This window comes from Ureibacillus chungkukjangi (assembly GCF_003217295.1).
Classification (GTDB): Bacteria; Bacillota; Bacilli; order Bacillales_A; family Planococcaceae; genus Ureibacillus; species Ureibacillus chungkukjangi.
The window spans coordinates 60,800-84,387 of record NZ_QJTJ01000013.1 but is presented as its reverse complement, the minus strand read 5'-3'; the positions used below and the strand labels follow the sequence as shown (position 1 = coordinate 84,387).

General features: G+C 36.7%; 25 protein-coding genes. 15 read left to right on the top strand and 10 right to left on the bottom strand.

Annotated elements, in window-relative coordinates:
* Positions 1-18 precede the first annotated feature (18 nt).
* The gene (locus tag BJ095_RS11020; RefSeq protein WP_107933751.1) at positions 19-921 is read right to left on the bottom strand and encodes a peptidylprolyl isomerase; all 903 of its coding nucleotides are present in this window, start codon (positions 919-921) and stop codon (positions 19-21) included.
* 140 nt (positions 922-1,061) lie between these two features.
* Between BJ095_RS11020 and BJ095_RS11015 the strand changes: the two genes are divergently transcribed.
* Entirely contained in the window at positions 1,062-1,160 is a 99-nt protein-coding gene (locus BJ095_RS11015) for a YjcZ family sporulation protein (protein ID WP_107933750.1), read from the top strand.
* Between the two features lie 185 nt (positions 1,161-1,345).
* Here the strand turns inward: BJ095_RS11015 and BJ095_RS11010 are convergent, their stop codons facing one another.
* The 6 genes from BJ095_RS11010 to BJ095_RS10985 form a co-directional block, all read right to left on the bottom strand.
* Positions 1,346-1,531, bottom strand: coding sequence for a hypothetical protein (locus BJ095_RS11010; protein ID WP_107933748.1), 186 nt, complete (start codon positions 1,529-1,531; stop codon positions 1,346-1,348).
* 90 nt (positions 1,532-1,621) lie between these two features.
* Positions 1,622-2,164: a DUF3267 domain-containing protein gene (locus BJ095_RS11005; protein ID WP_107933746.1), complete on the bottom strand. Its 543-nt coding sequence runs from the start codon at positions 2,162-2,164 to the stop codon at positions 1,622-1,624.
* A 245-nt stretch (positions 2,165-2,409) separates the two neighbouring features.
* Positions 2,410-2,967 (bottom strand): HTH-type transcriptional regulator Hpr, encoded by a 558-nt coding sequence (locus BJ095_RS11000; RefSeq protein ID WP_107933744.1) that lies wholly within the window; start codon positions 2,965-2,967, stop codon positions 2,410-2,412.
* 166 nt (positions 2,968-3,133) lie between these two features.
* Positions 3,134-3,523 carry a YtxH domain-containing protein gene (locus tag BJ095_RS10995; protein ID WP_107933742.1) on the bottom strand — a complete coding sequence of 130 codons (390 nt, stop codon included), beginning with the start codon at positions 3,521-3,523 and terminating at the stop codon, positions 3,134-3,136.
* A gap of 164 nt (positions 3,524-3,687) precedes the next feature.
* Complete coding sequence (locus BJ095_RS10990) at positions 3,688-4,221, bottom strand: tryptophan transporter (RefSeq protein WP_107933740.1); 534 nt, start codon at positions 4,219-4,221, stop codon at positions 3,688-3,690.
* Positions 4,222-4,366: 145 nt separating this feature from the next.
* Complete coding sequence (locus tag BJ095_RS10985) at positions 4,367-4,792, bottom strand: HIT family protein (protein WP_107933739.1); 426 nt, start codon at positions 4,790-4,792, stop codon at positions 4,367-4,369.
* A 117-nt stretch (positions 4,793-4,909) separates the two neighbouring features.
* Between BJ095_RS10985 and BJ095_RS10980 the strand changes: the two genes are divergently transcribed.
* Positions 4,910-5,650 (top strand): ABC transporter ATP-binding protein, encoded by a 741-nt coding sequence (locus tag BJ095_RS10980; protein WP_107933737.1) that lies wholly within the window; start codon positions 4,910-4,912, stop codon positions 5,648-5,650.
* Positions 5,643-6,842, top strand: coding sequence for an ABC transporter permease (locus BJ095_RS10975; RefSeq protein ID WP_107933735.1), 1,200 nt, complete (start codon positions 5,643-5,645; stop codon positions 6,840-6,842). Before BJ095_RS10980 ends, BJ095_RS10975 begins: the two co-directional genes overlap by 8 nt.
* Before the next feature lie 50 nt (positions 6,843-6,892).
* Here the strand turns inward: BJ095_RS10975 and BJ095_RS10970 are convergent, their stop codons facing one another.
* Positions 6,893-7,393 carry a helix-turn-helix domain-containing protein gene (locus tag BJ095_RS10970; protein ID WP_107933733.1) on the bottom strand — a complete coding sequence of 167 codons (501 nt, stop codon included), beginning with the start codon at positions 7,391-7,393 and terminating at the stop codon, positions 6,893-6,895.
* 204 nt (positions 7,394-7,597) lie between these two features.
* Here BJ095_RS10970 and BJ095_RS10965 point away from each other — a divergent pair, with 204 nt between their 5' ends.
* Complete coding sequence (locus BJ095_RS10965) at positions 7,598-8,944, top strand: MFS transporter (RefSeq protein ID WP_107933731.1); 1,347 nt, start codon at positions 7,598-7,600, stop codon at positions 8,942-8,944.
* Positions 8,945-8,976: 32 nt separating this feature from the next.
* Positions 8,977-9,960, top strand: a complete 984-nt coding sequence (locus BJ095_RS10960) for an ornithine cyclodeaminase family protein (protein ID WP_107933730.1) — start codon at positions 8,977-8,979, stop codon at positions 9,958-9,960.
* 147 nt (positions 9,961-10,107) lie between these two features.
* Here BJ095_RS10960 and BJ095_RS10955 read toward each other — a convergent pair whose 3' ends face one another.
* The gene (locus BJ095_RS10955; RefSeq protein ID WP_107933728.1) at positions 10,108-10,623 is read right to left on the bottom strand and encodes an antibiotic biosynthesis monooxygenase family protein; all 516 of its coding nucleotides are present in this window, start codon (positions 10,621-10,623) and stop codon (positions 10,108-10,110) included.
* Between the two features lie 434 nt (positions 10,624-11,057).
* Between BJ095_RS10955 and hemE the strand changes: the two genes are divergently transcribed.
* The 4 genes from hemE to BJ095_RS10935 all read left to right on the top strand — a co-directional run bounded on the left by hemE (position 11,058) and on the right by BJ095_RS10935 (position 15,346).
* Positions 11,058-12,107 (top strand): uroporphyrinogen decarboxylase, encoded by a 1,050-nt coding sequence (hemE, locus tag BJ095_RS10950; protein WP_107933726.1) that lies wholly within the window; start codon positions 11,058-11,060, stop codon positions 12,105-12,107.
* A 99-nt stretch (positions 12,108-12,206) separates the two neighbouring features.
* Entirely contained in the window at positions 12,207-13,139 is a 933-nt protein-coding gene (hemH, locus tag BJ095_RS10945) for a ferrochelatase (protein WP_107933724.1), read from the top strand.
* Between the two features lies 1 nt (position 13,140).
* On the top strand, positions 13,141-14,577 hold the full coding sequence (hemY, locus tag BJ095_RS10940; protein ID WP_235867642.1) for a protoporphyrinogen oxidase: 1,437 nt from the start codon (positions 13,141-13,143) through the stop codon (positions 14,575-14,577).
* A 220-nt stretch (positions 14,578-14,797) separates the two neighbouring features.
* Positions 14,798-15,346 (top strand): FixH family protein, encoded by a 549-nt coding sequence (locus BJ095_RS10935; RefSeq protein ID WP_107933722.1) that lies wholly within the window; start codon positions 14,798-14,800, stop codon positions 15,344-15,346.
* A gap of 477 nt (positions 15,347-15,823) precedes the next feature.
* Here the strand turns inward: BJ095_RS10935 and yhfH are convergent, their stop codons facing one another.
* Positions 15,824-15,949 carry a protein YhfH gene (yhfH, locus tag BJ095_RS10930; protein WP_107933720.1) on the bottom strand — a complete coding sequence of 42 codons (126 nt, stop codon included), beginning with the start codon at positions 15,947-15,949 and terminating at the stop codon, positions 15,824-15,826.
* 249 nt (positions 15,950-16,198) lie between these two features.
* Here yhfH and BJ095_RS10925 point away from each other — a divergent pair, with 249 nt between their 5' ends.
* The 6 genes from BJ095_RS10925 (at position 16,199) to BJ095_RS10900 (ending at position 23,555) form a co-directional block, all read left to right on the top strand.
* On the top strand, positions 16,199-17,191 hold the full coding sequence (locus tag BJ095_RS10925; RefSeq protein WP_107933719.1) for a lipoate--protein ligase: 993 nt from the start codon (positions 16,199-16,201) through the stop codon (positions 17,189-17,191).
* 213 nt (positions 17,192-17,404) lie between these two features.
* Positions 17,405-18,109, top strand: coding sequence for a response regulator transcription factor (locus BJ095_RS10920; RefSeq protein ID WP_107933717.1), 705 nt, complete (start codon positions 17,405-17,407; stop codon positions 18,107-18,109).
* Positions 18,109-19,089 (top strand): sensor histidine kinase, encoded by a 981-nt coding sequence (locus BJ095_RS10915; RefSeq protein ID WP_107933715.1) that lies wholly within the window; start codon positions 18,109-18,111, stop codon positions 19,087-19,089. The genes BJ095_RS10920 and BJ095_RS10915 overlap by 1 nt, the downstream gene beginning before the upstream one ends.
* Positions 19,090-19,139: 50 nt before the next feature.
* On the top strand, positions 19,140-19,916 hold the full coding sequence (locus BJ095_RS10910; protein WP_107933714.1) for an ABC transporter ATP-binding protein: 777 nt from the start codon (positions 19,140-19,142) through the stop codon (positions 19,914-19,916).
* Positions 19,888-21,819 (top strand): ABC transporter permease, encoded by a 1,932-nt coding sequence (locus tag BJ095_RS10905; protein ID WP_110561296.1) that lies wholly within the window; start codon positions 19,888-19,890, stop codon positions 21,817-21,819. The genes BJ095_RS10910 and BJ095_RS10905 overlap by 29 nt, the downstream gene beginning before the upstream one ends.
* 185 nt (positions 21,820-22,004) lie before the next feature.
* Positions 22,005-23,555 (top strand): fatty acid--CoA ligase family protein, encoded by a 1,551-nt coding sequence (locus BJ095_RS10900; RefSeq protein WP_107933710.1) that lies wholly within the window; start codon positions 22,005-22,007, stop codon positions 23,553-23,555.
* Positions 23,556-23,588: the final 33 nt, after the last annotated feature.

Here is a 23,588-nt window from a genome sequence, read left to right as displayed (position 1 = left end):
TTTACGCGTTTTGTATTATTATTTTTCAGCTGGTTCTTCAGTTTCTGAATTTGCTTCAGCATCAGCATCAGCGTCTGTTGTTAAATAAGTATCTAAAGCAGCTTTTAAATCTTCGTCTTTAATATCAACTTTTGCATCTTTTAATAAATCAGTAATCTTAGCTGTTAAGTCACCTTTTGTTGCAGCAATTGATTCTTTAATTTCTTCTTTTTTCTCTTCTAAAGTACCGTAGTTCTCAACTTCACGCTTGTCCGTTACTTCGATAATGTGGTAACCAAATTCAGATTGAACTGGTTCACTCACTTGGTTTAACTCAAGAGCGTAAGCAGCATCATTGAATTCTGGAACCATTGTACCTACTGTAAACCATCCAAGTTCTCCGCCGTTTGAAGCAGAGCTATCTGAAGAGTATTCTTTTGCTAAAGCAGCGAAATCGCCACCAGCTTTTAATTTTTCAACAACTGTATATGCAGTTTCTTCGTCAGCAACTAGGATGTGACGTGCATTTAGTTCGTATTTAGCTTGGTTATAATAGTTTTCGATTTCTTCGTCTGTTACTTCAACATCTTTTGTAGCTTTTTCTTGTAAAAGCTGGAAGCGTACATTTTCTTTAAATGTTTCTTCAGTTAAACCATTTTGAGCTAAGATAGCTTCAAAAGATTCTCCGTATTGTTCTTTTACAGAGTTAAATTGTTCTGTAATTTCTTCATCAGACACTTTGTAGTTGTTTTCTAAAACCTGTTCAACTACAACTTGCTCAAGTAATGCTTTACCTGCAAGTGTTTTGATTTCTTCATAGAATTGATCTTTCGTAATATCACCATAAGTTGTGGATACTACTACATCATCGCCAGAGTTACTACAAGCTGCTAAAGCAAAAACAGAAGTAGCTAGTGTTAGTGCTAAAAATGGTTTTTTCATGTGTGTTTACTCTCCTAACTTCGATTGAAATCAATAGTAACTATATCATAAACGTTTCAAAAACAAAATGGGTTGCATGTTCGTTTGCCTAAGCACAGTTTGCACGCAAGCATAGTATATTTTTGAAAGGGGGTGTCGTAATGGGAAATAGCTACGGTGGCGGATATGGAAGTGGTTTCGCGCTTTTAGTTGTATTGTTCATCCTATTAATTATTGTAGGTGCAGCTTTCATCTACTAATTACAAAACAATATAACCAAACAAAATGGGGAGCTAGAGGCAATAAATGCCTTTAGCTCTTTTTGTGGATAAAAAAGTAAAAAACTTTCTTTGCACATTATAATTTTTCTAAAACCATTATTGTTCTTTTCCAATACCTTATTAAGTTCCCGTACCCAAAAGGGAACATATAGCTAGCCTCTTTTTTATAACGCTACATAAACCTCTACGTAGAATGACACTAATAAAATTGTGATTAATATATTTATAGTCCGGAATATTTTTTCGTGTTTTTCCTCGGGTATTTCTTTTTGTGTGACAAGTGCATATGTCATTCGATTTATTTGGAATAAATAAAATACTGAGAATAGCACTACAATCATAAGTAGCAAATCTATTCCTCCCCTCTTTCACTTCCTTTAAGGATAACAAAAAATGCCAATGTAACACAAGTAAATGTAATGTAAAACCTAAACTTGCAGTTAAATAAGTGAAGGAACTAAAATTTCGCAGCCTTTAGGTGTTTCTTCTATAACAGAATCCTTAGGTGCACCGATTAAATCCTTAATATATAAAAAGTCGATAAAGCAAATACTGCAATGATATCCCAATAGTATGGAAGTAAAATGCGCGTATTCCTCATAGGAAACTGCAGCAAATATAAGCAGCCCGTTTATAATGATGAATGGTGTTAATAGGGTAATGATATATCGGTTCTTAGGAATAATCGATTTAATGCGCATTCTAATAATAGGAATAAATTTATAATCGATTTTAAAACGTAATTTTACGGATTTTCGATATTCGAATAAAGAAAAATAATGCATAAGCTTGTGTATTGGATAAAGAAATACAAAGCAAAGCATAAATAGCCAGAAGTAATCATCTCGATAAAATGTAGGATGTACTCGGCCGAATAGTATAAATGATAAAGAAAAAACAATTACAAATAACGAAATAGCCATAATTGTTAGCCATGTAGAGCCATATTCTCTTTTTATGTTAACTGTTTTCCAACAATGCAAGTAGGACGACCCCTTTTTTCGATTTTAGTAAAAAATTAATGTTTATAAAATAGAATATTTTTATTTTGAACGAATCATTGTATTTTTACTACATTTTGTGAGTGAAGATATTGTAAATGAAAAAAAAGGGAATTGCTACTCCATTTAGGAAAAAAATGAAAAGAAAAAGAGTGTATCGCTACACTCATAGTAATCCTTGACATTCAATTTTGTATTCATACAAGGAAGCGTAAATTGTGTGAATTTTATCTTTTCAAAATAAGTTGTTGATCTTCGTCTTCAACAAGTGAGTCTTTAAAGTTTTTAAATGAGCGTTCAAATATTTCGATAAAATCTTCGCCATAGATATTACGAATTACAGCCATGACATCTAAGAACTCTGGGAATCTACCATATAATTCTTTTAATGCTAGAGATCCTTCAAGGATTGAATGATGTGTATCGTAATAATGTTCGTACATTTCCAAGATTAAGTCTGAGCCTTTTCCTGTAAGCTCAACATACGTATTACGTTTGTCGTCATCACGTTTAGAAAACTCTAATAAGCCTCGTTCTTCAAGCTTCTTTGAGAAGTTGAAAGCAGTGGAAACGTGCATAACTCCAAATCTAGCAACATCTGAAATTGATGCTCCTTTTAAGTGGAATGCTATCCATAAAATATGGTGCTCATTAATATTTAAATCGTAAGGCTTAATCCATTGCTGCCAATCTTTTTCTACTGCCTTCCATAATGCTTTTGACAATTGTGCAATTCGTTGGCTATAAAGCATTGCTTCTTTCATAGTGTATGAATCTTCTGACAAAGCAAACACCTTCTTTCATTTACATTATGAAAATATTATAGCAGTAAAAGAAAAAAGTTTAAAGTTAGAAAAATTAAATAATTGAATTATGGCGAAAAAATGTTATAAATTAGTAAATTAAAACGGAAAAATACTCACATAATAACCAGTATTTAGGGATAAAGGATTACTCTGTTTTATCATCTTTCTTCTGTTTATTATTTAAATCTGATAAATTATTCTCGATTTCTATAATAGATTTCTGTAAACCATCTATTTCTTCTTTAAGCTTGGCTGTATCTGGCTCGATATCCTGGTTGAATTTGGAAATAGACTCTTTAAGTTGATTCATTATTTCTGGGATATTATTTTTCACTTCGTTTTTTAATGTAAGAATCGAGTCTTTCACACTGCTTGAATGGTGTTTAATTTCCTCAAGATTTGTTTTCGCAATTTTAGTATTTTGTACGATGCTCGATCTTATTTGTTTACCAGATTGGGGTGATGTGAAAATGATTGTTGTAAGTCCTCCAACTACTCCAGCAGATAGTCCGATTAAAAATGGTTTTGCGCGCATTTAAATCACTCCTTAAAAGTATGTATACCTTTTATATAAATTTTCCTATTCTTACCCATATTAAACCATGAATTCGACTTTTTAAAAAGATTGTAAGGAGAGAAGTATTGTGGGGAAATAAAAAAGTGCAGACAAAGTTATATGAACCTTGTCTGCACTGATAATTAAGCATGGGAAATAGATGTATTGAAATTTGCTCGTTTTAATAGGTTTGTAATGATTGGATAGATGATAACAAAGGCGATTGTATTTAACACAGCTCCAGGTAGTACAACTGCTATAAATAGTGCACTAAATGCAGCACCTCCAGGTAAGCCTACCAATAATAATGCCATAGACAGGAATACACTTCCTGAAATAACGGTACATATAGCAACTAAAACAGCCCCTGTTGCCACCTTTTGAATTAAGTGTCCAAGTACCATAACAATTGCTAAGAAAACAAACCCTGTAATCAATTTATCAATGATATTTGGGAAGAATCCACCAGGGAATGTTGAAAATAGCCCTGAAAGTACTCCCGTTGTGACTGCTAATAAAAATGTTTCTTTAAAGGTAGGGAATAACAAGATTCCTATAAACATCATTGTTAGCATAAAATCGGGCTTCATGCCTTCTCCATAGCCTGGAATAACCAGATACAGTACTGCACCTACACCAACTAAAAGTGCCATTAAAACTAGGTTTTTCGTTTTCATTTCTAAACTCTCCTCTACAATTCTTTTCTCTTAGATTCCTAACGTGCACTCATTGCCGTTAGCGAAACTTACATTGATTTTAAAGGTAATATAAATATTTTGCAACCTCATGTAATAGAATACTATATAAGCTTCATTCTATTAATTAGTTATCTAAATTCTCTTTAATTTGTGCTGCAACAGTTTGAAGTACGTCAGAAGTAAATTCATCTTGCTTTGTTTCCCACTTTAACTTTAGGCCGTCTGTCTCGTCGTATCGTGGGATAAAGTGTAAGTGATAGTGAAATACTGTTTGCCCTGCAAATGACCCATTATTATTAACCGTATTTAGCCCTTGTGGCTGGAAGGCTGCTTTTATGGCATTTGCGATTTTAGGTGCAGCAGCGTAAAGGTTTTTTGCAACGTCCTCTGGCATCTCAAATAAGTCTTGGACATGCTGCTTTGGAATTAGTAATGTGTGACCCTTTGTAAGAGGAAAAACATCCATGAATGCATAAACATTTTCATCCTCATACACCTTAGTACTTGGAATTGATCCATCAATAATTTTACAGAAAATGCAATCGCTCATTAGTATCATCCTTTCGAGAACTCGTTAAAAACATTTTATACACATTTTAACATATCAGAACTGATTCTATTCGCATTTTTTGGTAAACTGGAAAAAGAATAGGAGTGACAAAAAATTATGACAGTGTTACAACTAACAGACGTTACAGGTGGCTATACAAGAAAGCCAGTAATTAAAGAATTATCTTTTACAATCGGTGAAGGGGAACTGGTCGGTTTAATCGGTTTAAACGGTGCGGGGAAAAGTACGACGATTAAGCATATAATCGGGACGCTGATGCCTCAAAAAGGGGAAATTCGTTTAAATGGTGTCACTTTAAATGAAGATCTTGATAAATATCGGTCTTCGTTTTCTTATATTCCGGAAACACCTGTTTTATATGATGAGCTTACATTAAAAGAGCATTTAGAGTTAACAGCAATGGCCTATGGTATTGATGAACATACATTAGCTTCACGCTCACAAAGCCTACTTAAGGAATTCCGAATGGAAAAACGCTTAAATTGGTTTCCTTCTCATTTCTCAAAGGGAATGCGTCAAAAGGTTATGATTATGTGTGCATTTTTAGTAAATCCACAGCTTTATATCATTGATGAGCCCTTTGTGGGACTAGATCCACTAGGAATTCAATCGTTGCTAGACCAGATGGATGAGAAGAAAAGGGATGGTGCTTCAATCCTCATGTCTACTCATATTTTATCGACAGCAGAAAAGCATTGTGATCGCATTATTTTATTACATGAGGGACAAGTACGAGCTCAAGGGACGATGAATGATCTAAGACGCGCCTTCCAAATGCCTAATGCTACTTTAGACGACCTATATATCGCCATGACAAAGGAGCAAGACAATGAATAGTTTGCAGGAGGTATGGTCTAAACGATTTAATCACTATATGCTAGAGGTACAAAAATATATGCGCTTTGTTTTTACAGGACATATCGCCTTAGTGCTTGTCTTTGTAATAGGTGCAGTTGGCTATCAATATAGCGAGTGGTTAAAGGTAGTAGCTAATACATTTCCAGCAGAGTGGCTTGTAGCAATTATCGTGGGCTTTTTATTAGCTCTTAGTCGTCCAGTTACTTTGCTTAGAGATCCCGACCAGGTGTATTTACTACCATTAGAGTCCAAAATGCCTGCCTACTTTAGAAGTGCACTTAGATGGACGTTTTGGTCTCAGATTGGACTAGTCGCTATTATTTATATAGTAGGAATTCCGTTATTGAAGGCTGTAACCGAGCTAACTCCACAACAAATTTGGTTAAGCCTGGCAATTATCATTATTTTGAAATATTTAAATGTGCATATTGAATTCAATTATCGTTATGCAAATCGCGGAGCTAGTTTAATAATCGACAGGATAACAAGAGGGCTGCTTTCCATTTTAACGGTACAATCAGCTCTTACAGAAGGCTATTCCTATGTAGTTATTTTCATCATTTTATTATTTGTGTATAATCGTACATTAGCTAAAAGAGTAAAGGTTCAACCGATACCTTATGAGCATTTTGTAAAGGTAGAGCAAAATCGAATGATGGCCTTTTATCGATTTGCTAACTATTTTACGGATGTACCACATCTACATGGTTCAATCCGCAGAAGAGGCTGGTTGAATTTTATCTATTCGATTGTGCCATACAGTCAAAAAAGCGCACAAAGCTACTTAGTGTATCGTACATTCATTCGAACGGATGATCATTTCTATTTATGGGTTCGTTTAACGGTCATCTCTGGTTTGATTGCACTATTTGTTAATATGCCGGTGGTAACATGGGTTGTAGCTGCTGCATTGGCATTTGCTACTACAATTCAGTTAAAGTATGCGCTTTTGTCATCAGGGGATTTCCGTATGGATCGACTTTACCCTGTGGAACCAGCCCAAAGAAAAAATGCTGTAAGAAAAGTATTGCGTCTGTTTGTGGTCATCCAAGCAATAATTGTTATGCTGTGTGACATTGGACAACCAATGTTTTTTGTAACAGGCATTATCATTATTGTCATAGGTGAATTCACCTTCCAGATGACAAAGGATCCCTCAATTGAATACTAATAAAAAGGAGAACTAAAGCTGATGGATGAGCTTTTAGTTCTCCTTTTCTTTTATATAGTAGAAACTAGCAGAAATTGAACTTCTTCCTCACTATTATTCCACCAATAATGATTGCGAGTAGAATCCAACATGATGGAATCGTTTACATTAAGCTCTGAGATTTTTCCTTCAATTGAAAATGTAAGTGTCCCTTTTAAGATATAGATGAATTCATGGCCATAATGGGAAAATTCATTTCCAACATTTTCTTTAGGCTTAAGAGTAACAAGAATCGGGTGAAAGGAAGCCTGGGTTACCTTGTTCGAAAGATCTTCATAATAGAACGGAAAAATTTTTTCTCCAGGGCTTTCATTATTAGTCTCAGAAAAAAATATACTTGGATTAACCTGTAGGGCATCACTAATTTTCCTTAGGGATTCAAGTGTGACATTACATTTATCTCGTTCCACCTGAGATAAAAAACTGATGGAAACACCTGTCTTCTCAGAGAGAGTTTTTAGTGTCAGCTTCTTTGTTTTTCTTGTTCTTCGCAGGATTTCACCGATTGTCATGTGCAACACGTCCTCATACTAAGCTACCAAAATTATACTCTAGAAAAAGAAGATGCTCAAAGAAATAAACGTATTGACTGAAAATTCTAAAGTGTGTAATAATTTATTTATAAAATTTAAGTGTCACTTAAATTAGCATCTGGGCGTTTATTTTTTTACTTATAAATTTAAGTGGGGCTTTAATAATGAGAAGGAGGAAAATTTATGAGTAAAAAACAAATGAGGAAAGTTTGGCTTGCTAGTTTAGTAGGTAGTTCAATCGAATGGTTTGATTATTTTCTCTATGGAACAGTAGCTGCATTAGTATTCAATCAGGTTTTCTTTGTTACGGAAGATCCAACTGTAGGCTTATTGTTAGCTTATGCCTCTTTAGCTTTAGCCTTCTTCATTCGCCCTTTAGGTGGAATCATCTTTAGTCATATTGGAGACCGTATAGGACGGAAGAAAACCTTAGTTATGACATTAACAATCATGGGTGTTGCCACTGTTCTGATGGGCTTACTTCCAACCTACCAGGCAATAGGTGTAGCGGCTCCTATTTTGTTAATCTCGTTACGTTTAATTCAAGGAATCGGTATCGGTGGTGAATGGGGTGGGGCGCTCTTATTGGCAGTGGAATATGCTCCAAAAGAAAAGCGTGGCTTATTTGGAGCTTTCCCACAAATGGGTGTAACAATCGGGATGTTTTTGGGATCTGGTGCACTAACGTTCATTACTTCAGTTGTTTCTCAAGAAGCTTTCATTTCGTGGGGATGGCGAATTCCTTTTATTGCAAGTAGTTTGCTGGTTATTTTTGGCTTATGGATTCGTAAAGGACTTGATGAGACACCGTCATTTAAAAAGGTTCAAGAGGCTGGAGAAATACCTAAATTACCGATTGTCGACATTTTCAAATACCACTGGAAGGAAGTTTTAATTGCCATCGGTGGAAAGGTTGTAGAAACTGCGCCGTTCTATATTTTTGCTACATTTATCGTGTCATATGGAACAAATAATCTAGGCTTTTCAAGTACTCAAGTTCTTGTAGCTGTAATGATTGGTACCATTGTTACGACAATCTTGATGCCAGTAATGGGAAGTCTATCAGATAGGGTAGGACGTAAAAAGGTTTATATATATGGAACGGTTGCGATGATGGCTTATGCCTTCCCATATTTCTGGTTACTGGAGCAACGTACATTTACCACACTTTTAATTGCTACGATTATTGGGTTAGGGATAGTTTGGGCTCCTATAACAGCTGTACTAGGGACGATGTTCTCCGAAATTTTCGATGCGAAGGTACGTTACACAGGGGTTTCCCTTGGCTATCAAATTGGTGCAGCTGTTGCGGGTGGGACAGCGCCACTGGTTGCAACGGCATTGTTAGTTCAGTTTGATAATTCTTATATTCCTGTAGCAATTTATATTATGTTAACAGCGGTGATTTCCTTAATTGCGGTTTCGGCTGTAAAAGAGAAGAGCAACAAAGAGCTCGATGAATTCACTACAGGAAAACTAGATAGCCAGGAAGATAGTGTAGCTAGCAAAGAACAAGTAGTACACCAGTAGAAGACTATAATTTAAGCATCGGAGTGTTACAAATGATTATATTAAATGAAAAAGAGATTAGTAGTTTTTATACAATAGATGATGCAATTCAAGATATAAAGAAAACACTAACTGCGAAAGAGCAAGGTAAAGTACAGGCACCTCATCGGACGGTACTAGAATTCTCAGATATCAATAGTACTTCTATTTATATGCCGAGTGCAGATTTAGACAATAAAGTAGCGGCGGTAAAGGTTGTAACTATTTTTCCGAGTAACCCTGAAAAAGGATTGCCAACAACGCAAGGGATTATCCTTTTGACGAGTACCGAAAATGGTGAACACCTTTCGATGATGAATGCCTCTTACTTAACTCGTCTTCGAACAGGAGCAATGACAGCTATTGCAACGGATTATCTTTCTAAGGAATCAGCTGAAATTCTAACTGTCATTGGCACAGGAGCTATGGCCTTTGAGCAAGTTTTAGGAGTGCTAGCAGTTCGTAATATTAAAGAGGTTGTATTATATAATCGAACGAAAGAGCGTGCTGCTGCCTTCAGTCAAAGGTTAAAGGAAAACGGTGTGGATGCTACTATTTATATTGCAGAGGACGTAAATAGTGCAGTTAGCCGAGCAGATATTATTTGCTGTGCGACTAAATCAACTGAACCAGTTTTTGACGGTACTTTTATAAAGCCTGGGACACATGTAAATGGGGTTGGCTCTTATTTGCCGCATATGCATGAAATTGATAGTACGACGATTGTAACAGCCTCTAAAATCGTAGTGGATGATTTACACGGCGCGACAGAGGAAGCAGGGGAGTTAATGGATGCGAGTGAAAAAGGGATTTGGTCCTTCCACCAAGTTTATGGGGAGCTACAAGATTTAGTAAGCGGTAAGGTTTCGGGTAGGGAGAATGAGGAGGAGATCACCTTCTATAAATCAGTTGGTGCTTCTTACTATGACCTTGCTGTAGCAAAAGGGGTTTATCAGCAATCCTTGAATCTAGGAAAAGGCTTGTCTTTAGAAGTATAATAGAAGAAAAGCTGACTCAAAAGGTTGTGTTTAACAAACCTTCTATGTCAGCTCTTTTTTATTTGGCGGATAGGAAACTATAGGTTTTATCAGTGTTCCGTCATAGATGCGACACACCTCGACCAATGCAGATCGAGGTGTGTTTTTCTAATCCTCGGCTAATTTTCCTGAGTAGGTCGTTACATAGCTTGCGGCATTGAAGATATTTTGTTGCTGTACGCCTGGTGTTGTATGGTCAGGCTTACTATGTGCCTCTTTGAAGCTTCTTGAATTTTTCCAGGCTTCAAACGAGCTAGGTCCAGTCCATTGTGTAAGTACAACATACGTGTCAGAGCCAATTGGACGTAATAATCGATAGGCTATGAAACCAGGTTCCTTTTCAATTGTCCCCGAGCGACTTAAAAAACGTTTTTCAAAAACAGGTCGCCCTTCATCTGCAACAGGAATATTATTAAAAACGAAATAGCCTGATTGTTCGATGGCATTAACACTATCGATTACCTCATATTTGCGTGGTGTTGCAAATAGTGTTTTACCCTCTGTTTCATGAAGAAGGACAGAATTCCCAGAGCCATGAAGCACAATCATTTGCTCTTTAGGTACATATTTTTTTAGTAGCTTTTCCATATAATCAGCAGTTCCGGATGTTAAGTAAATAAACATAGAATCATTCTCCTCTTACTTTAAATAACTTTTAGCCAACAAAAAAAGTGTCAGTATAAATCGATTGCCCTTAAGTGACCAAACTAAACCTAATCTAAAATCTACTATGTCTTTTATTAAAGAAGAACAAAATAAGATTTCTTTGTCAAAACTTATGATAGAAAAACCATAATGGATTGCACAAATTTATGACATTTGGTCGATAAAACTATACAATATCTTGCTAAAAGTATATATTTGAAAACGGATATCAATGACACATTTACAATCTTTGTTCAGTCAAATAGCTATTTAAATCAAAATTTCTATCTTGTTGAATAAAGTATCGCTTTCGTATCAAATTGGCATACATTTATGAAATTTCACCTTTTAGATTTTGCCACAATTTGTACTTAAGCGTAATCGATTAAATTTTTGAGGGGAAGGTATTAATAATGAAAGCATTTAATGATACATTACTGCGCGCGGCTAAGGGTGAACGTACGGAATACACTCCTGTATGGTATATGCGTCAGGCTGGACGTTCTCAGCCAGAATACCGTGCTATTAAAGAAAAGTATTCACTAGAGGAAATTACGCATCAGCCTGAGCTATGTGCTTATGTAACAAGACTACCGGTAGAAAACTATGATGTGGACGCAGCCATTCTTTATAAAGATATTGTAACGCCATTACCAGGAATCGGTGTCGACGTGAAAATTAAAGCTGGCGTAGGTCCTGTAATTTCAAATCCTATTCGTACAGTTGCGGATGTTGAAAAGCTTGGAGAATTTAATGCCAAAGAGCATACACCTTTTGTATTAGAAACAATTAAATTGCTAACACAAGAACAGCTAAATGTTCCTTTAATAGGCTTTGCAGGTGCTCCATTTACTCTAGCTAGTTACATGATCGAAGGAGGTCCTTCTCGTAACTATAACAAGACTAAATCATTTATGGTATCAGAACCTAAGGCTTGGTTTGCTTTAATGGACAAGCTTGGCGATATGATCATTGCAGATATCACTGCGCAAATTGAAGCTGGTGCTAAAGCGATTCAAATTTTCGACTCTTGGGTAGGTGCTTTAAATGTAGAGGATTACCGAGTGTTCATTAAACCGGTAATGACACGTATTTTTGGTGAGCTACGCAAAGAAAATGTACCGTTAATTCAGTTTGGTGTAGGGGCAAGTCACCTAATCAACGAATGGAATGACCTTCCACTGGATGTTGTTGGCTTAGATTGGCGTATGCCAATTCGTAAAGCACGTGAGTTAGGAATTAAGAAGCCTGTACAGGGTAACCTTGATCCATCATTGCTACTTGCAGATTGGTCTGTTATTGAGCAACGAACTAAGGATATTATCGATCAAGGACTTGAAGTACCTGGCCACATCTTCAATCTAGGTCATGGCGTATTCCCGGAAGTAAATCCGGATGTGTTAAAACGTCTTACAGCATTCATTCATGAATATAGTCGTGAACGCGTAAATCACTTAGGCTAAATATGGTACGATTAAACTATATTATTATAGTTTTAAATAAAGAAATCAGGGTTACTAATTATTTCGAGTAACAAATCATAATATTATGAGGTGAAAAAATTGAAACCAGTACGTGGATTATTAGTTATGGCATATGGAACTCCATATAAAGAAGAGGATATTGAAAGATATTATACACATATTCGTCACGGGCGTAAGCCTTCAGAAGAGCATTTAGAGGACTTAAAGGCTCGATATAAAGCAATCGGTGGAATCTCACCACTTGCTGAAATGACAAAAAAACAAGCTCAAGCGCTAGAAGCTCGTTTAAACGAAGTGCAAGATGAAGTGGAATATAAATTATATATCGGTTTGAAGCATATCGATCCTTTCGTTGAAGATGCAGTTGAAGCAATGGTAAACGACGGTATCGAAGAAGCGGTTTCAATCGTTCTAGCACCACACTTCTCAACTTTCTCTATCAAATCTTACAATGGTCGTGCACAAGAGGCAATTGAAAAGCTAGGAAGCAATATGACGTTAACTTCAGTTGAGTCTTGGTATTACGAGCCAAAATTCATCGAGTATTGGAAAGAGGCAGTAAATGCTGCATTTGCTGATATGTCTAATGAAGAACGTGAGAAAGCTTGCCTTATCGTTTCAAACCACTCTTTACCAGAGAAAATTAAAGAAGCTGGCGATCCATACGAAGAGCAGCTAATCGAAACAGCACGCTTAATTCAAGAGGCAACAGGTGTTGAAAATGTAGTGGTTGGCTGGCAATCGGCTGGTCAAACGCCAGAGCCATGGTTAGGACCTGATGTTCAAGATTTAACTCGTGAGCTATATGAGCAAAAAGGTTTCCGTTCATTTGTATATGTACCAGTAGGGTTTGTTACTGAGCATTTAGAAGTTTTATATGATAATGACTATGAATGTAAAGTGGTATGTGATGAGCTTGGAGCGAACTATCGTCGTCCGCCTATGCCAAATACTCATCCACTATTCATAGATGCAATGGTAGATGCTATTTACAATAAATTAGCGAAGTAAAATGAATGTAGGAAGTGTGATGAGGGTGACTCAGGAGAGACGAAAAGTTGCTGTAATAGGTGGTGGAGTCACTGGATTAACAGCAGCATACTATTTACAAAGAATAGCACAGCAGAACAATCTGCCAGTGGATGTTGTTTTAATCGAAGCATCCTTACGTTTAGGAGGTAAAATCCAAACTTTACGCAAAGATGGATTTATCGTGGAAAGAGGTCCAGAATCCTTTTTAGACTATAAAAATAGTGTCCGCGATCTAGCGCAGGATCTTGGTATCGAACAACAGCTGGTTCCGAATAACGATGGGCGCACCTTTGTAGCGGTAGGTAGTAATTTGCACCCTATTCCAAATCTATTAGCATTTGGTGGGGCTCTTGATGTCTCTTCATTCATTACTTCTGGTTTATTTTCTTTAAGTGGTAAGCTTCGTGCTGCAGGAGATTTACTGTTACCGAAAACAAAAGAAGATGAAGATGAGCCAATTGGTGACTTCTTCAGACGTCGTTTTGGTAAAGAGGTTGTAGAAAACTTAGTTGAACCGTTACTTGCAGGGACGTTTGCGGGAGATATTGACCATTTGAGCATTAAGTCAATGTTTCCTCAGTTTTATCAACTTGAGAAACAACATCGGAGTTTAATCCTTGGTTTAAAGAAATCAGGGGAAGCATTAAGAAATGATCATATTGAAACATATCAAACGTTCCAAAATGGTTTAGAAACACTTATTGAAACCCTGGCATCACATTTATCTCCAAATTCAATATTAAAGGGTGTAAAGGTAGAATCCATTGATCGATTGAATGATGGGTCTGTTCAAATTTATACGAACAATATTGCACCTATTAAATGTGATGCAGTTATTATGACAACGCCGTTTAATGCAGCCAAAGAGGTACTCGATCATTCCGGCTTATTAGATGAGTTGCCGAAAATGCAATATGCAACAATTGCAACGGTTACGCTGGCGTTTAAACAGGGAGAAGCCAAAAAGTATAAGGACGCCATGAACTTTTTTGTTTCAAGAAATAGTGACTTTGCTATAACAACGTGTACATGGTGTAATCATAAATGGAATGATGTTGCACCAGCTGGCTACGATTTGCTACGTGTATACATCGGTCGTGTTGGAGATGAAGCCATTGTGGAGCTTTCAGATAGCGATATTGAAAAAACAGTATTGCAGGATCTCGAAAAAGCAATTGGCTTAGAAACAGCTCCTGTATTTACAGTTGTTTCACGCTGGAAGGAATCAATGCCACAATACACTGTTGGCCATGACGAACGTATGGAAGTAATGAAGCAGCAGTTACATACTGATTTCCCTAATGTTAAGCTAGTAGGTAGCTCTTATGATGGAATAAGCGTTCCAGACTGTGTTACCCAAGGAAAGAGTATTGCTGACGAGTTATTAAAGGAAATGTTTGAATTACAATATGCTTGATGAGAAGGAGCTCCTTATGAATAATAGGGTAGCTCCTTTTTGTATTGCGAGTGGGAGCCTAGGTAGTTGAAAATAGTTAGGCAGAATTAGTTCACAATTTTATCGATATTATTTTTACATGAGTACGGTATACTAAGATGGTTCAAACATTCCCATTTTGACTAAGATAATGAGGGGAAAACCAAAGATTAGCATTACATAAGCGATGGAGGAAATATATATGAAAAAATGGTTACTAAGTATTGTAGCAGTGCCAGTATTATTAATGGGTTGTGCTTCCAATGACCATGAAGTAGATACAAATGAAGAACCAGTAGATGTAGCTGCATTGGAGGTCATCGTGCATATTCTAACACCAGAGGAGGTAGTTGTTAACGAACCAGTAGAACTAGCAGCTCATGTTTCTCAAAATAAAGAGGATGTAAATGACGCAGAAGCTGTAGAATTCGAGGTTTGGGAATCAGGCTACCGAGAAGAAGCACAAAAAATAGAGGGCAAGCTAGATGCAGATGGTGTCTATAAAGCCGAAACAACCTTCGATCATGATGGCGTGTACTACATGTATGCCCACACAACAGCACGCGGGCTCCACATCATGCCAAAACAACAAATCATCGTTGGCAACCCAGACATGAGCCAAGTCAAAGAGGACAATAGCGATGAGTCAATGGACATGAACATGGAAGGTCACGGAGATTCTTCAGAAGGTGAAGAACATTCCGAGCACGGAGAGCATGACGAGCAAAATGACAGTGAGCACGAGCATTAATAAAAAGTAGGGTAGTGCCTATGTAAGCAGGTGAGGAAAACGAGTCGTTTTCTTCACCTGTTTTTAAATTCGGTTGTTTTAAAAATTACGCAGAGCGAAGAAACGTCAGAAGATGAGTTTCATAAGGAGGATAAAACGCGTTACGGGAGGTAATCGAGCTCGGAGTGAGTTTCATAGGAGGAGCACAAAGTGAGTTTCATAGTAGAGATGAAGCGCGTAACGGGATGCAATCGAGTTCAAAGTGAGTTTCATAGAATGGATGAAACTCATTACGAGAAGTAATCGTCCCAAAAGTGAGTTTCATAAGGGGATAAAACCCGTTTCAATCAAGTAGTAGTCGCATTTCACATACAGACAACGAAAAACCCCTCAAAACTTGAGCGAGCTTTGAGGGGTTAGCTTGTAAGCGGTTTACTTATAGGTTCAACTATTCTTAGTTGAGGTTCCAAAAATCAATAATAAAACGACTGACGACGACTATAGAGCGTTACATTTTTCGCAATTGCTGCTGTAGCATTCGCTTTGTTCTTCAATCTTATCTCCACATTGTACACATACTTTGTCAGGTAAATTCTTGAAAAACTCAACAACGTTTTCTAACATGCGTTCGCCCCTCCTTTTGGATATCTGTTATATTACTGATTTAATTATTTTCATTGTATTATAACAGTTTGCGTTCGTCAACCCTTTTTCCAATAAAAAATAAATATTTCAGAAAACGGTATCAATGCCTATAAAGCTAGAGAAAAGCGTTTTCACACAAAGCGAAAATCCCATATAATCACTTCCTTGCATAAAGCGTGATTTTCTACTATTTTCGTGTAAAATAGAGCCTATAGAGGAGTGAAGAAAGTGTATTTTATTGATAACAAGGGGATTACTGACCCACGCATAAATTTAGCAATTGAAGAATTCATACTTAGAAATATGGATATTGAAAAGGACGATTTTTTACTGTTCTATATCAATCAGCCATCGATTATCATCGGAAAAAATCAAAACACAATCGAAGAAATTAATACAGATTATGTTGAAGACAATGGGATCATTGTTGTAAGACGCCTATCAGGTGGGGGAGCTGTATACCACGATCTGAATAATTTGAATTTCAGCTTTTTAACAAAGGATGACGGAAACAGCTTCCACAATTATAAGAAGTTCACGCAGCCTGTTGTAGATGCATTGGGGAAATTAGGTGTTAATGCAGAGCTTTCAGGGCGTAATGATATTTTAGCAGAGGGTAAAAAAGTTTCTGGGAATGCACAATACTCTACTCGTGGACGCATGTTCAGTCATGGTACACTAATGTTCAAAACAGATGTAGATGCAGTTGTTTCTTCTTTAAAAGTGAAAAAGGACAAGATAGAATCGAAGGGCATTAAATCTGTTCGATCACGTGTAGGGAATATTTCGGACTACCTGAAGGAACCGATGTCGATTGAAGAATTCCGGATGGAAATTTTAAAATCGATTTTTGGTGGGGAAGACAAGATTCAATACTACGAGTTAACGGATGAGGACTGGAAAAAAATACACGAGATTTCAGAGGACCGTTATCAAAAATGGGAATGGAACTTTGGGAAGTCCCCACGCTTCAACATTCAAAAAACAAATCGATTCCCTTCTGGTGGCATCGATATTCGCCTAGAGGTTAATAAAGGGATTATTGAGGAAATTAAAATCTTTGGTGATTTCTTTGGTGTTGGGGATGTTAGTGATATTGAGAAACTATTAATTGGTGTGAAATATGATCGTACAAGTATTGGACAAGCAATCGAAGTGATTGATACAACACATTATTTTGGTGCTGTTACGAAAGAAGATTTCCTGAAATTAATTTATTAAAAACTACTCAGTTTTAAGCTCTTATAAACTTTAAAATCAACTCGGATATTTAGCTCGAGTTGATTTTTTTTATTTCTCGGGTCTGTTGTTTAAGGTGTACCTCTTTTTTGATACACTGTTATAGTAGTGTGAAATGTTGCAGTATCAAATATTAACAGATGCCAATCTGAAAAAAATATAACAGCATTCCAAAAGAAGAATGGGGGAATGAAAATGGAAACTACTCGGATTTTTATTGTTGAGGACGATCAAAAAATCGCCTCTCTTTTAGCAGATACATTAAGAAAATATCAATATGAGGTTGAAATAGTTAAAAACTTTGAGGGGATTGTGGAGGAGATTATTGCCTTTGCACCTCATCTCATACTGTTAGATATAAATTTACCTTCTTATGATGGGTACTATTGGTGCAGACAGTTAAGACAGCATACGAAATGCCCGATCATCTTTATATCAGCTCGCTCAGGCGAAATGGATCAAATTTTTGCCTTAGAAAATGGTGGGGATGATTTTATAACAAAGCCGTTCAACTATGAAATTGTCTTAGCCAAAATTCGTAGTCACCTTAGAAGAACATACGGAGAATACTCCTCAAGACAAGAGGAAAGAACGATTGCCCTGGGGCAGCTAACACTCTATCTTGAACGTATGGAATTGCATAAAAAAGATATTGAGATTCCGCTGCAAAAGAAGGAATGTATCATTTTAGATTTACTTATGGGACAAGCTCCAAAAGTCGTTTCTCGTGAGAAATTATTAGAAGAGCTATGGGACGACCAAGCATTTGTAGATGAAAATACATTGAATGTGAACATGACAAGAGTACGGAAAAAGCTGGCGGATTACGGGGTTCATTCTGTTATTGAAACCGTTCGCGGAGCAGGCTATCGCTTTGTGCTCAACTCGGAGGAACAGTGATGGGCTTAAAGTTATTTATAAAGGAGCATATCGCTTTCGTAATTTTTGAAGTGATTGTTGTGCTATTTATTATGTCGCTATATTGGCTAGATGGCTTCCGAAATATAAATACAGCAATTTACACAATGATTATAAGCTTAATTCTCATTGTTTCGTTTTTAGGATTTCGCTATATTAGACGACAAAGCTATCTTAAAAAAATCACTCAGCTGCCAAATACAATGGAGGATGCCTTACAAAAAAATGCAAAGTCCTCTGAGCATATTCAAACTGAAAGCTATTTCCACGAGCTGTACCGAGTTTATCAGCATGAGGTACAGGTACTTTACGCCTCGCAGAACCGACAAGAGAAATTTCTAAATCAATGGATCCACCAAATGAAAACGCCTGTTTCAGTTTTGGAATTATTATTGCAGGAGGAGGCGCCTCTTGATAAGAAAAGTGTACAGGAAGAGGTGGATCGCATAAAAAGAGGTCTTGATATGGTTTTGATGAATGCGCGACTTGAAAAGTTTGAGGATGATATGCAGATTGAGCAGGTGTATCTAAAGCAAATTGTAAATGCAACTATCAACGAAAATAAGCGTTTATTTATTACAAATCGTGTTTTCCCTGAGATGCATATTGACGAGGATTTAGTCGTTGCCAGCGATTCAAAATGGTTAACCTTTATACTAGGACAATTTATAACGAATGCTGTTAAGTACACATTTGAGCAGAATAAACGGATTTTTGTGACAGCAACGAAAATCGATTCAGAGGTAAAGTTAACGATTCGAGACGAAGGAATTGGAATACCTAAATCGGATTTAACGCGAGTAACAAAGGCGTTCTTCACTGGAGAAAATGGGCGTAAAACCGGCGAATCTACAGGAATGGGCTTATACCTGGCTAGCGAAATTTGTGAAAAGCTAGGGCATAAATTTGAAATTGAATCAGAGGTAGGCCTAGGAACGACTATTATTCTTACATTTCATTGATCATAAGCCTCCTTATAAGAGCAGACTAAAAGTTGAAGAGGGATGAAGCGATGTCTATTTTAAAAGTTCAAGATGTGACAAAGGTATATGAAGGAAAAGTGACAAATCGCGCCTTAAATCAGCTTTCCTTTGAGGTTGATAAGGGTGAATTTTTAGCTATAATGGGCCCTTCTGGAAGTGGGAAATCAACCCTATTAAATCTTATAACGACGATTGACCGTCCTACGTCAGGCGAGATTATTTTCAATGATATTAAGCCTCAAAATTTAAATCGTACAGAGCTTGCTTATTTTAGAAGACGAGAGCTTGGCTTTGTATTTCAGGATTTTAATTTATTGCCAATGCTGACAGTGGAAGAAAATATAGTTCTCCCTTTAACGTTAGACCAAAAGCCGGTAAAGGTGATGGAGGAGCGATTATCGGTGTTAGCTGAAAGACTTGATTTAACAACAATTTTACATAAAAGACCAAACGAAATTTCAGGTGGGCAGGCACAAAGAGTAGCAATTGCAAGAGCACTTATTCATGAACCGGCAATTATTCTAGCTGATGAACCAACCGGAAATTTAGATTCAAACAACTCCCGAGAAGTGCTCGAGCTGTTAAGCAAAATAAATAAAGAAAAGCAGGCAACCATCATTATGGTAACCCATGATCCAATCGCTGCAAGCTTTTGTGATCGAGTGCTGTTTATAAAAGATGGCGAGTTTTTCAATGAGATTCATCGAGACGACAGACGCCAAACGTTTTTCCAACGAATACTAAATGTGCTTAGTTTATTAGGAGGAGGACAAGTAGGTGACCTTTCATCAATTCGCTTACCGTAACGTCATTCGAAATATCCGGATTTACGCGGCATTTTTTATGGCAAGCTTCTTTTCAGTATTAGTATTTTTTATATACTCCATGTTAATGTTTCACCCTGAAATCGAAAATGGATTTTTAGGAAATGTGCCGATTATATGGATGGTAGTAGCCGAAATCACCTTAGTAGTCTTTTCGTGGTTCTTTATTTTTTATTCGATGAAGGCGTTTTTAGAGGCAAGAGCAAAGGAATTTGCCATTTTAATTCATCTAGGGATGGAAAGAAAACAGCTTACGAGAATGGTCTTTTTAGAAACGATTATTATTGGTTTTATATCGATTGTACTCGGTATTATTTTCGGGTACGCTTTCTCGAAATTCTTCTTTATGATTGTCCGTGAAATTTTGATGCTGGAGGATTTACCTCTATATCTTTCATGGGAGCCGTTTTTATTAACGACAGCAGTCTATTTTAGTGCCTTTATTCTTATTTCGTTATTTAGCGTCCATTTATCGCCTGAGAAAAAGGTTATTGATTTGCTAAATGGCTACAAAAATATTCAAATAGATGTGGATTTTACGAAAAGAAAAGCGATTCTTGGCATTGTCTTTATTCTTAGTGGTTATGGACTGGCATTGTTAACTACGAGATCTAATATGATTATCTTTTCCGTGTTTATCCCCCTGTTAATAGCTGTTGGCACGTATTTGTTCTTTACCGATACGACTCAGTATGTTGTCGATAAAATAAAAAATAAAAGATTCTTATATTGGAAAAAATCTAGAATGCTTCCAACGGCAGAGCAAACCTTTATCTTGAAAAATAATGGGAAAATGTTTTTTGTTATGACCATTGTCACAACACTGGCATTCTTATCTATTGGATTACTTGCTACGTTATCTTCCTATACCTCTCAATATGATAAGTTAAATCCTTTAGGGTTAATTTACAAAGGGCATATTGATAATCCAATGGAACATGAGCATATTTCTTCGCTTATTACGGAGCTGGAGGAGAAGGGGTTATCCTATCATTTAACTCGATTTACGGTATTGAAACAGACATCCTCCTTTACTAACTTTGAAGTAGAGGTGTTTAAAGAGTCCGATATTAATAATTTACTGTTTTCTTATGGCTATCCGATGGTTCGTTTGTCTAGAGGGGAATCAATGTTTATTCCCTATTCAAAGGATTCTATTAAAGAGCTAGCAAAGAAAAAGGTAGAGACTGTTTTGCTTGAAAATAACGTAAGGATTACGATTGATCAAGTATATCCAGAGCTAATTTTCCCTTCTTCTATTGTTAGCTTGAATTCAATAATTGTTAGCGATGTTGACTTTAGAAGATTAGTAAGACCGTATAGAAATTCTCCACAGTATGAGCCTGGCTATCATTTGTTTACTTTTGATATCCCACAGTGGATAGAAGCAGAGGATGTGGGCGTCCCCATTCAACAAGAGGTAGCTGAAGAGTATGTAAAAGAAAAGTACACATTGCCTTATTATTTTGAAAATGCGGGATTAAATTATTCTTATATATTATCAACCTATTCCTTATTTACACTGGTTGGGCTTTTAGTAGCAGCTGTCTTTTTACTGGCAGCAGGTAGCTTTATTTACTTTAGATTGCACACGAACTTAGAGGCAGAGAAGAAGAAATTTGATGTATTAAAACGGATGGGGATTTCCAATTCAGAGTTAAAATCCTTAGTAACCAAGCTTTTATTTCCTCAATTCTTTTTGCCGTGGGGAGTTGCGCTCTGCCACAGTCTATTTGCGTTTTTCGCCTTACAAAATATCATGAAAAACTTCGTAAATGTGTCCATTGTAAAAGAGGTTGTATTTGCCTTTGTCTTCTTAGTTATTATTGAAATTATTTATTTTAATTTGATAAGATGGCGTTATATCGCTTATGTGAGAGAATAACAGAAAAAATGTTATAAATAGAATAATATTTAATTTTCGACAAGAAATACAACGTGAAATACAAATCCCTATTGTTTTATTAGAATATTTAATTTATAATATCTGGTAAATGAATATAAATTCATTTCTACCTCGTTTTCAATTAAATTTGCAAGCGAGGTTAAATGCAAAGGGGGATGGGTGTTTTGAATTTAGTTGAACGTGTTCGACAAACCGCATTAGAACAACCCGAAAAACATGCATATCATTTTTTAGGGAGAGACACTACATACGGTGAATTTGAGCAAACAGTTAGTCGATTTGCAGCAGGTCTTCAACAGCTAGGGGTAGAAAAAGGGGATCATGTGGCGTTTTTACTTGGAAATACACCACATTTTTTAATTTCGTTATATGCAACTATGCGAATCGGTGCAACTGCAATTCCTGTAAATCCGATGTACACGCAAGATGAAATTGCTTATATCATTAAAAATGGTGATGTAAAAGCAGTAATTGCACTTGATATGCTACTGCCTTTAGTGGAGGTAGGGGTAAAGGTTTTACCACAGGTAGAGAGCTATATCATTTGTGAAACAGGTCAGGATATAGGCGAAAAAATGAATGCGCTATCAAATGATGCAAAAGAGAAAACAAAATTGTTCTCTCAAATTCTAGCTTCTACTCAAAATACAGTTGAACCTGTATCAGTGGAAGAGGATGATGTAGCTATTATTCTATATACATCAGGAACAACTGGTTATCCAAAGGGTGCTATGTTAACACATCGCAACCTTTACTCAAATGCTAGAGATGTCGGTGAATATTTAAGCATGACTACTGAAGATCGTGTTATCGCGACATTACCGGTATTCCATGTATTTGCTTTAACGGTTGTTGTAAATGCACCACTACTTCAAGGGGCTACAGTTCTATTAGCACCTCGATTTAGTCCAGGTGAAATTTATGATCTTGCTGGAAGCCAAAAAGCTACTGTTTTTGCAGGAGTTCCGACAATGTATAATTTCCTTCATCGCTTTGAAGGGGATACAGAAAAATTCTCTACTTTACGTTTAGCCGTATCTGGTGGGGCACCGTTACCGGTTCAGGTACTTCATGATTTTGAAGAGAAGTTCAAGGTGAAGGTGTCAGAAGGCTATGGTCTTTCAGAGGCTTCACCAGTAACATGCTTTAACCCTCTTGATCGTGAACGTAAGGCTGGATCTATCGGTATGTCAATTTCAAATGTAGAAAACAAAGTAGTCGACGAATATGGAATTGAAGTTCCGGTAGGTGAAGTGGGCGAGTTAATCGTTCGTGGACCAAATGTTATGAAGGGCTATTATAAAATGCCTGAAGAAACAGCAAATGCGATTAGAGGCGAATGGTTGTACACAGGAGACTTGGCGAAAAAGGATGAGGATGGCTACTTCTATATTGTAGATCGTAAAAAAGATATGATCATCGTTGGAGGATTTAATGTCTATCCACGTGAAGTAGAGGAAGTATTATTTACACATCCAAATGTAGTCGAAGCTGCAGTAATTGGTACGCCGGACGTAAACCTAGGAGAAGCAGTGCAGGCTTATGTCGTGTTAAAAGACAACAGCACTTCAATCGAAGAGCTGCAAGAATTCTGTGCAAAGCGTCTAGTAAAATACAAAGTTCCGACAGTAATTGAGCTATTAGATGAATTACCTAAAAATTCAACGGGCAAAATACTACGTCGTTCACTAAAAGAAATCGAAAAAGTAAAATAAAACCCAAAATGATGCCTCCAATAGGAGGCATCA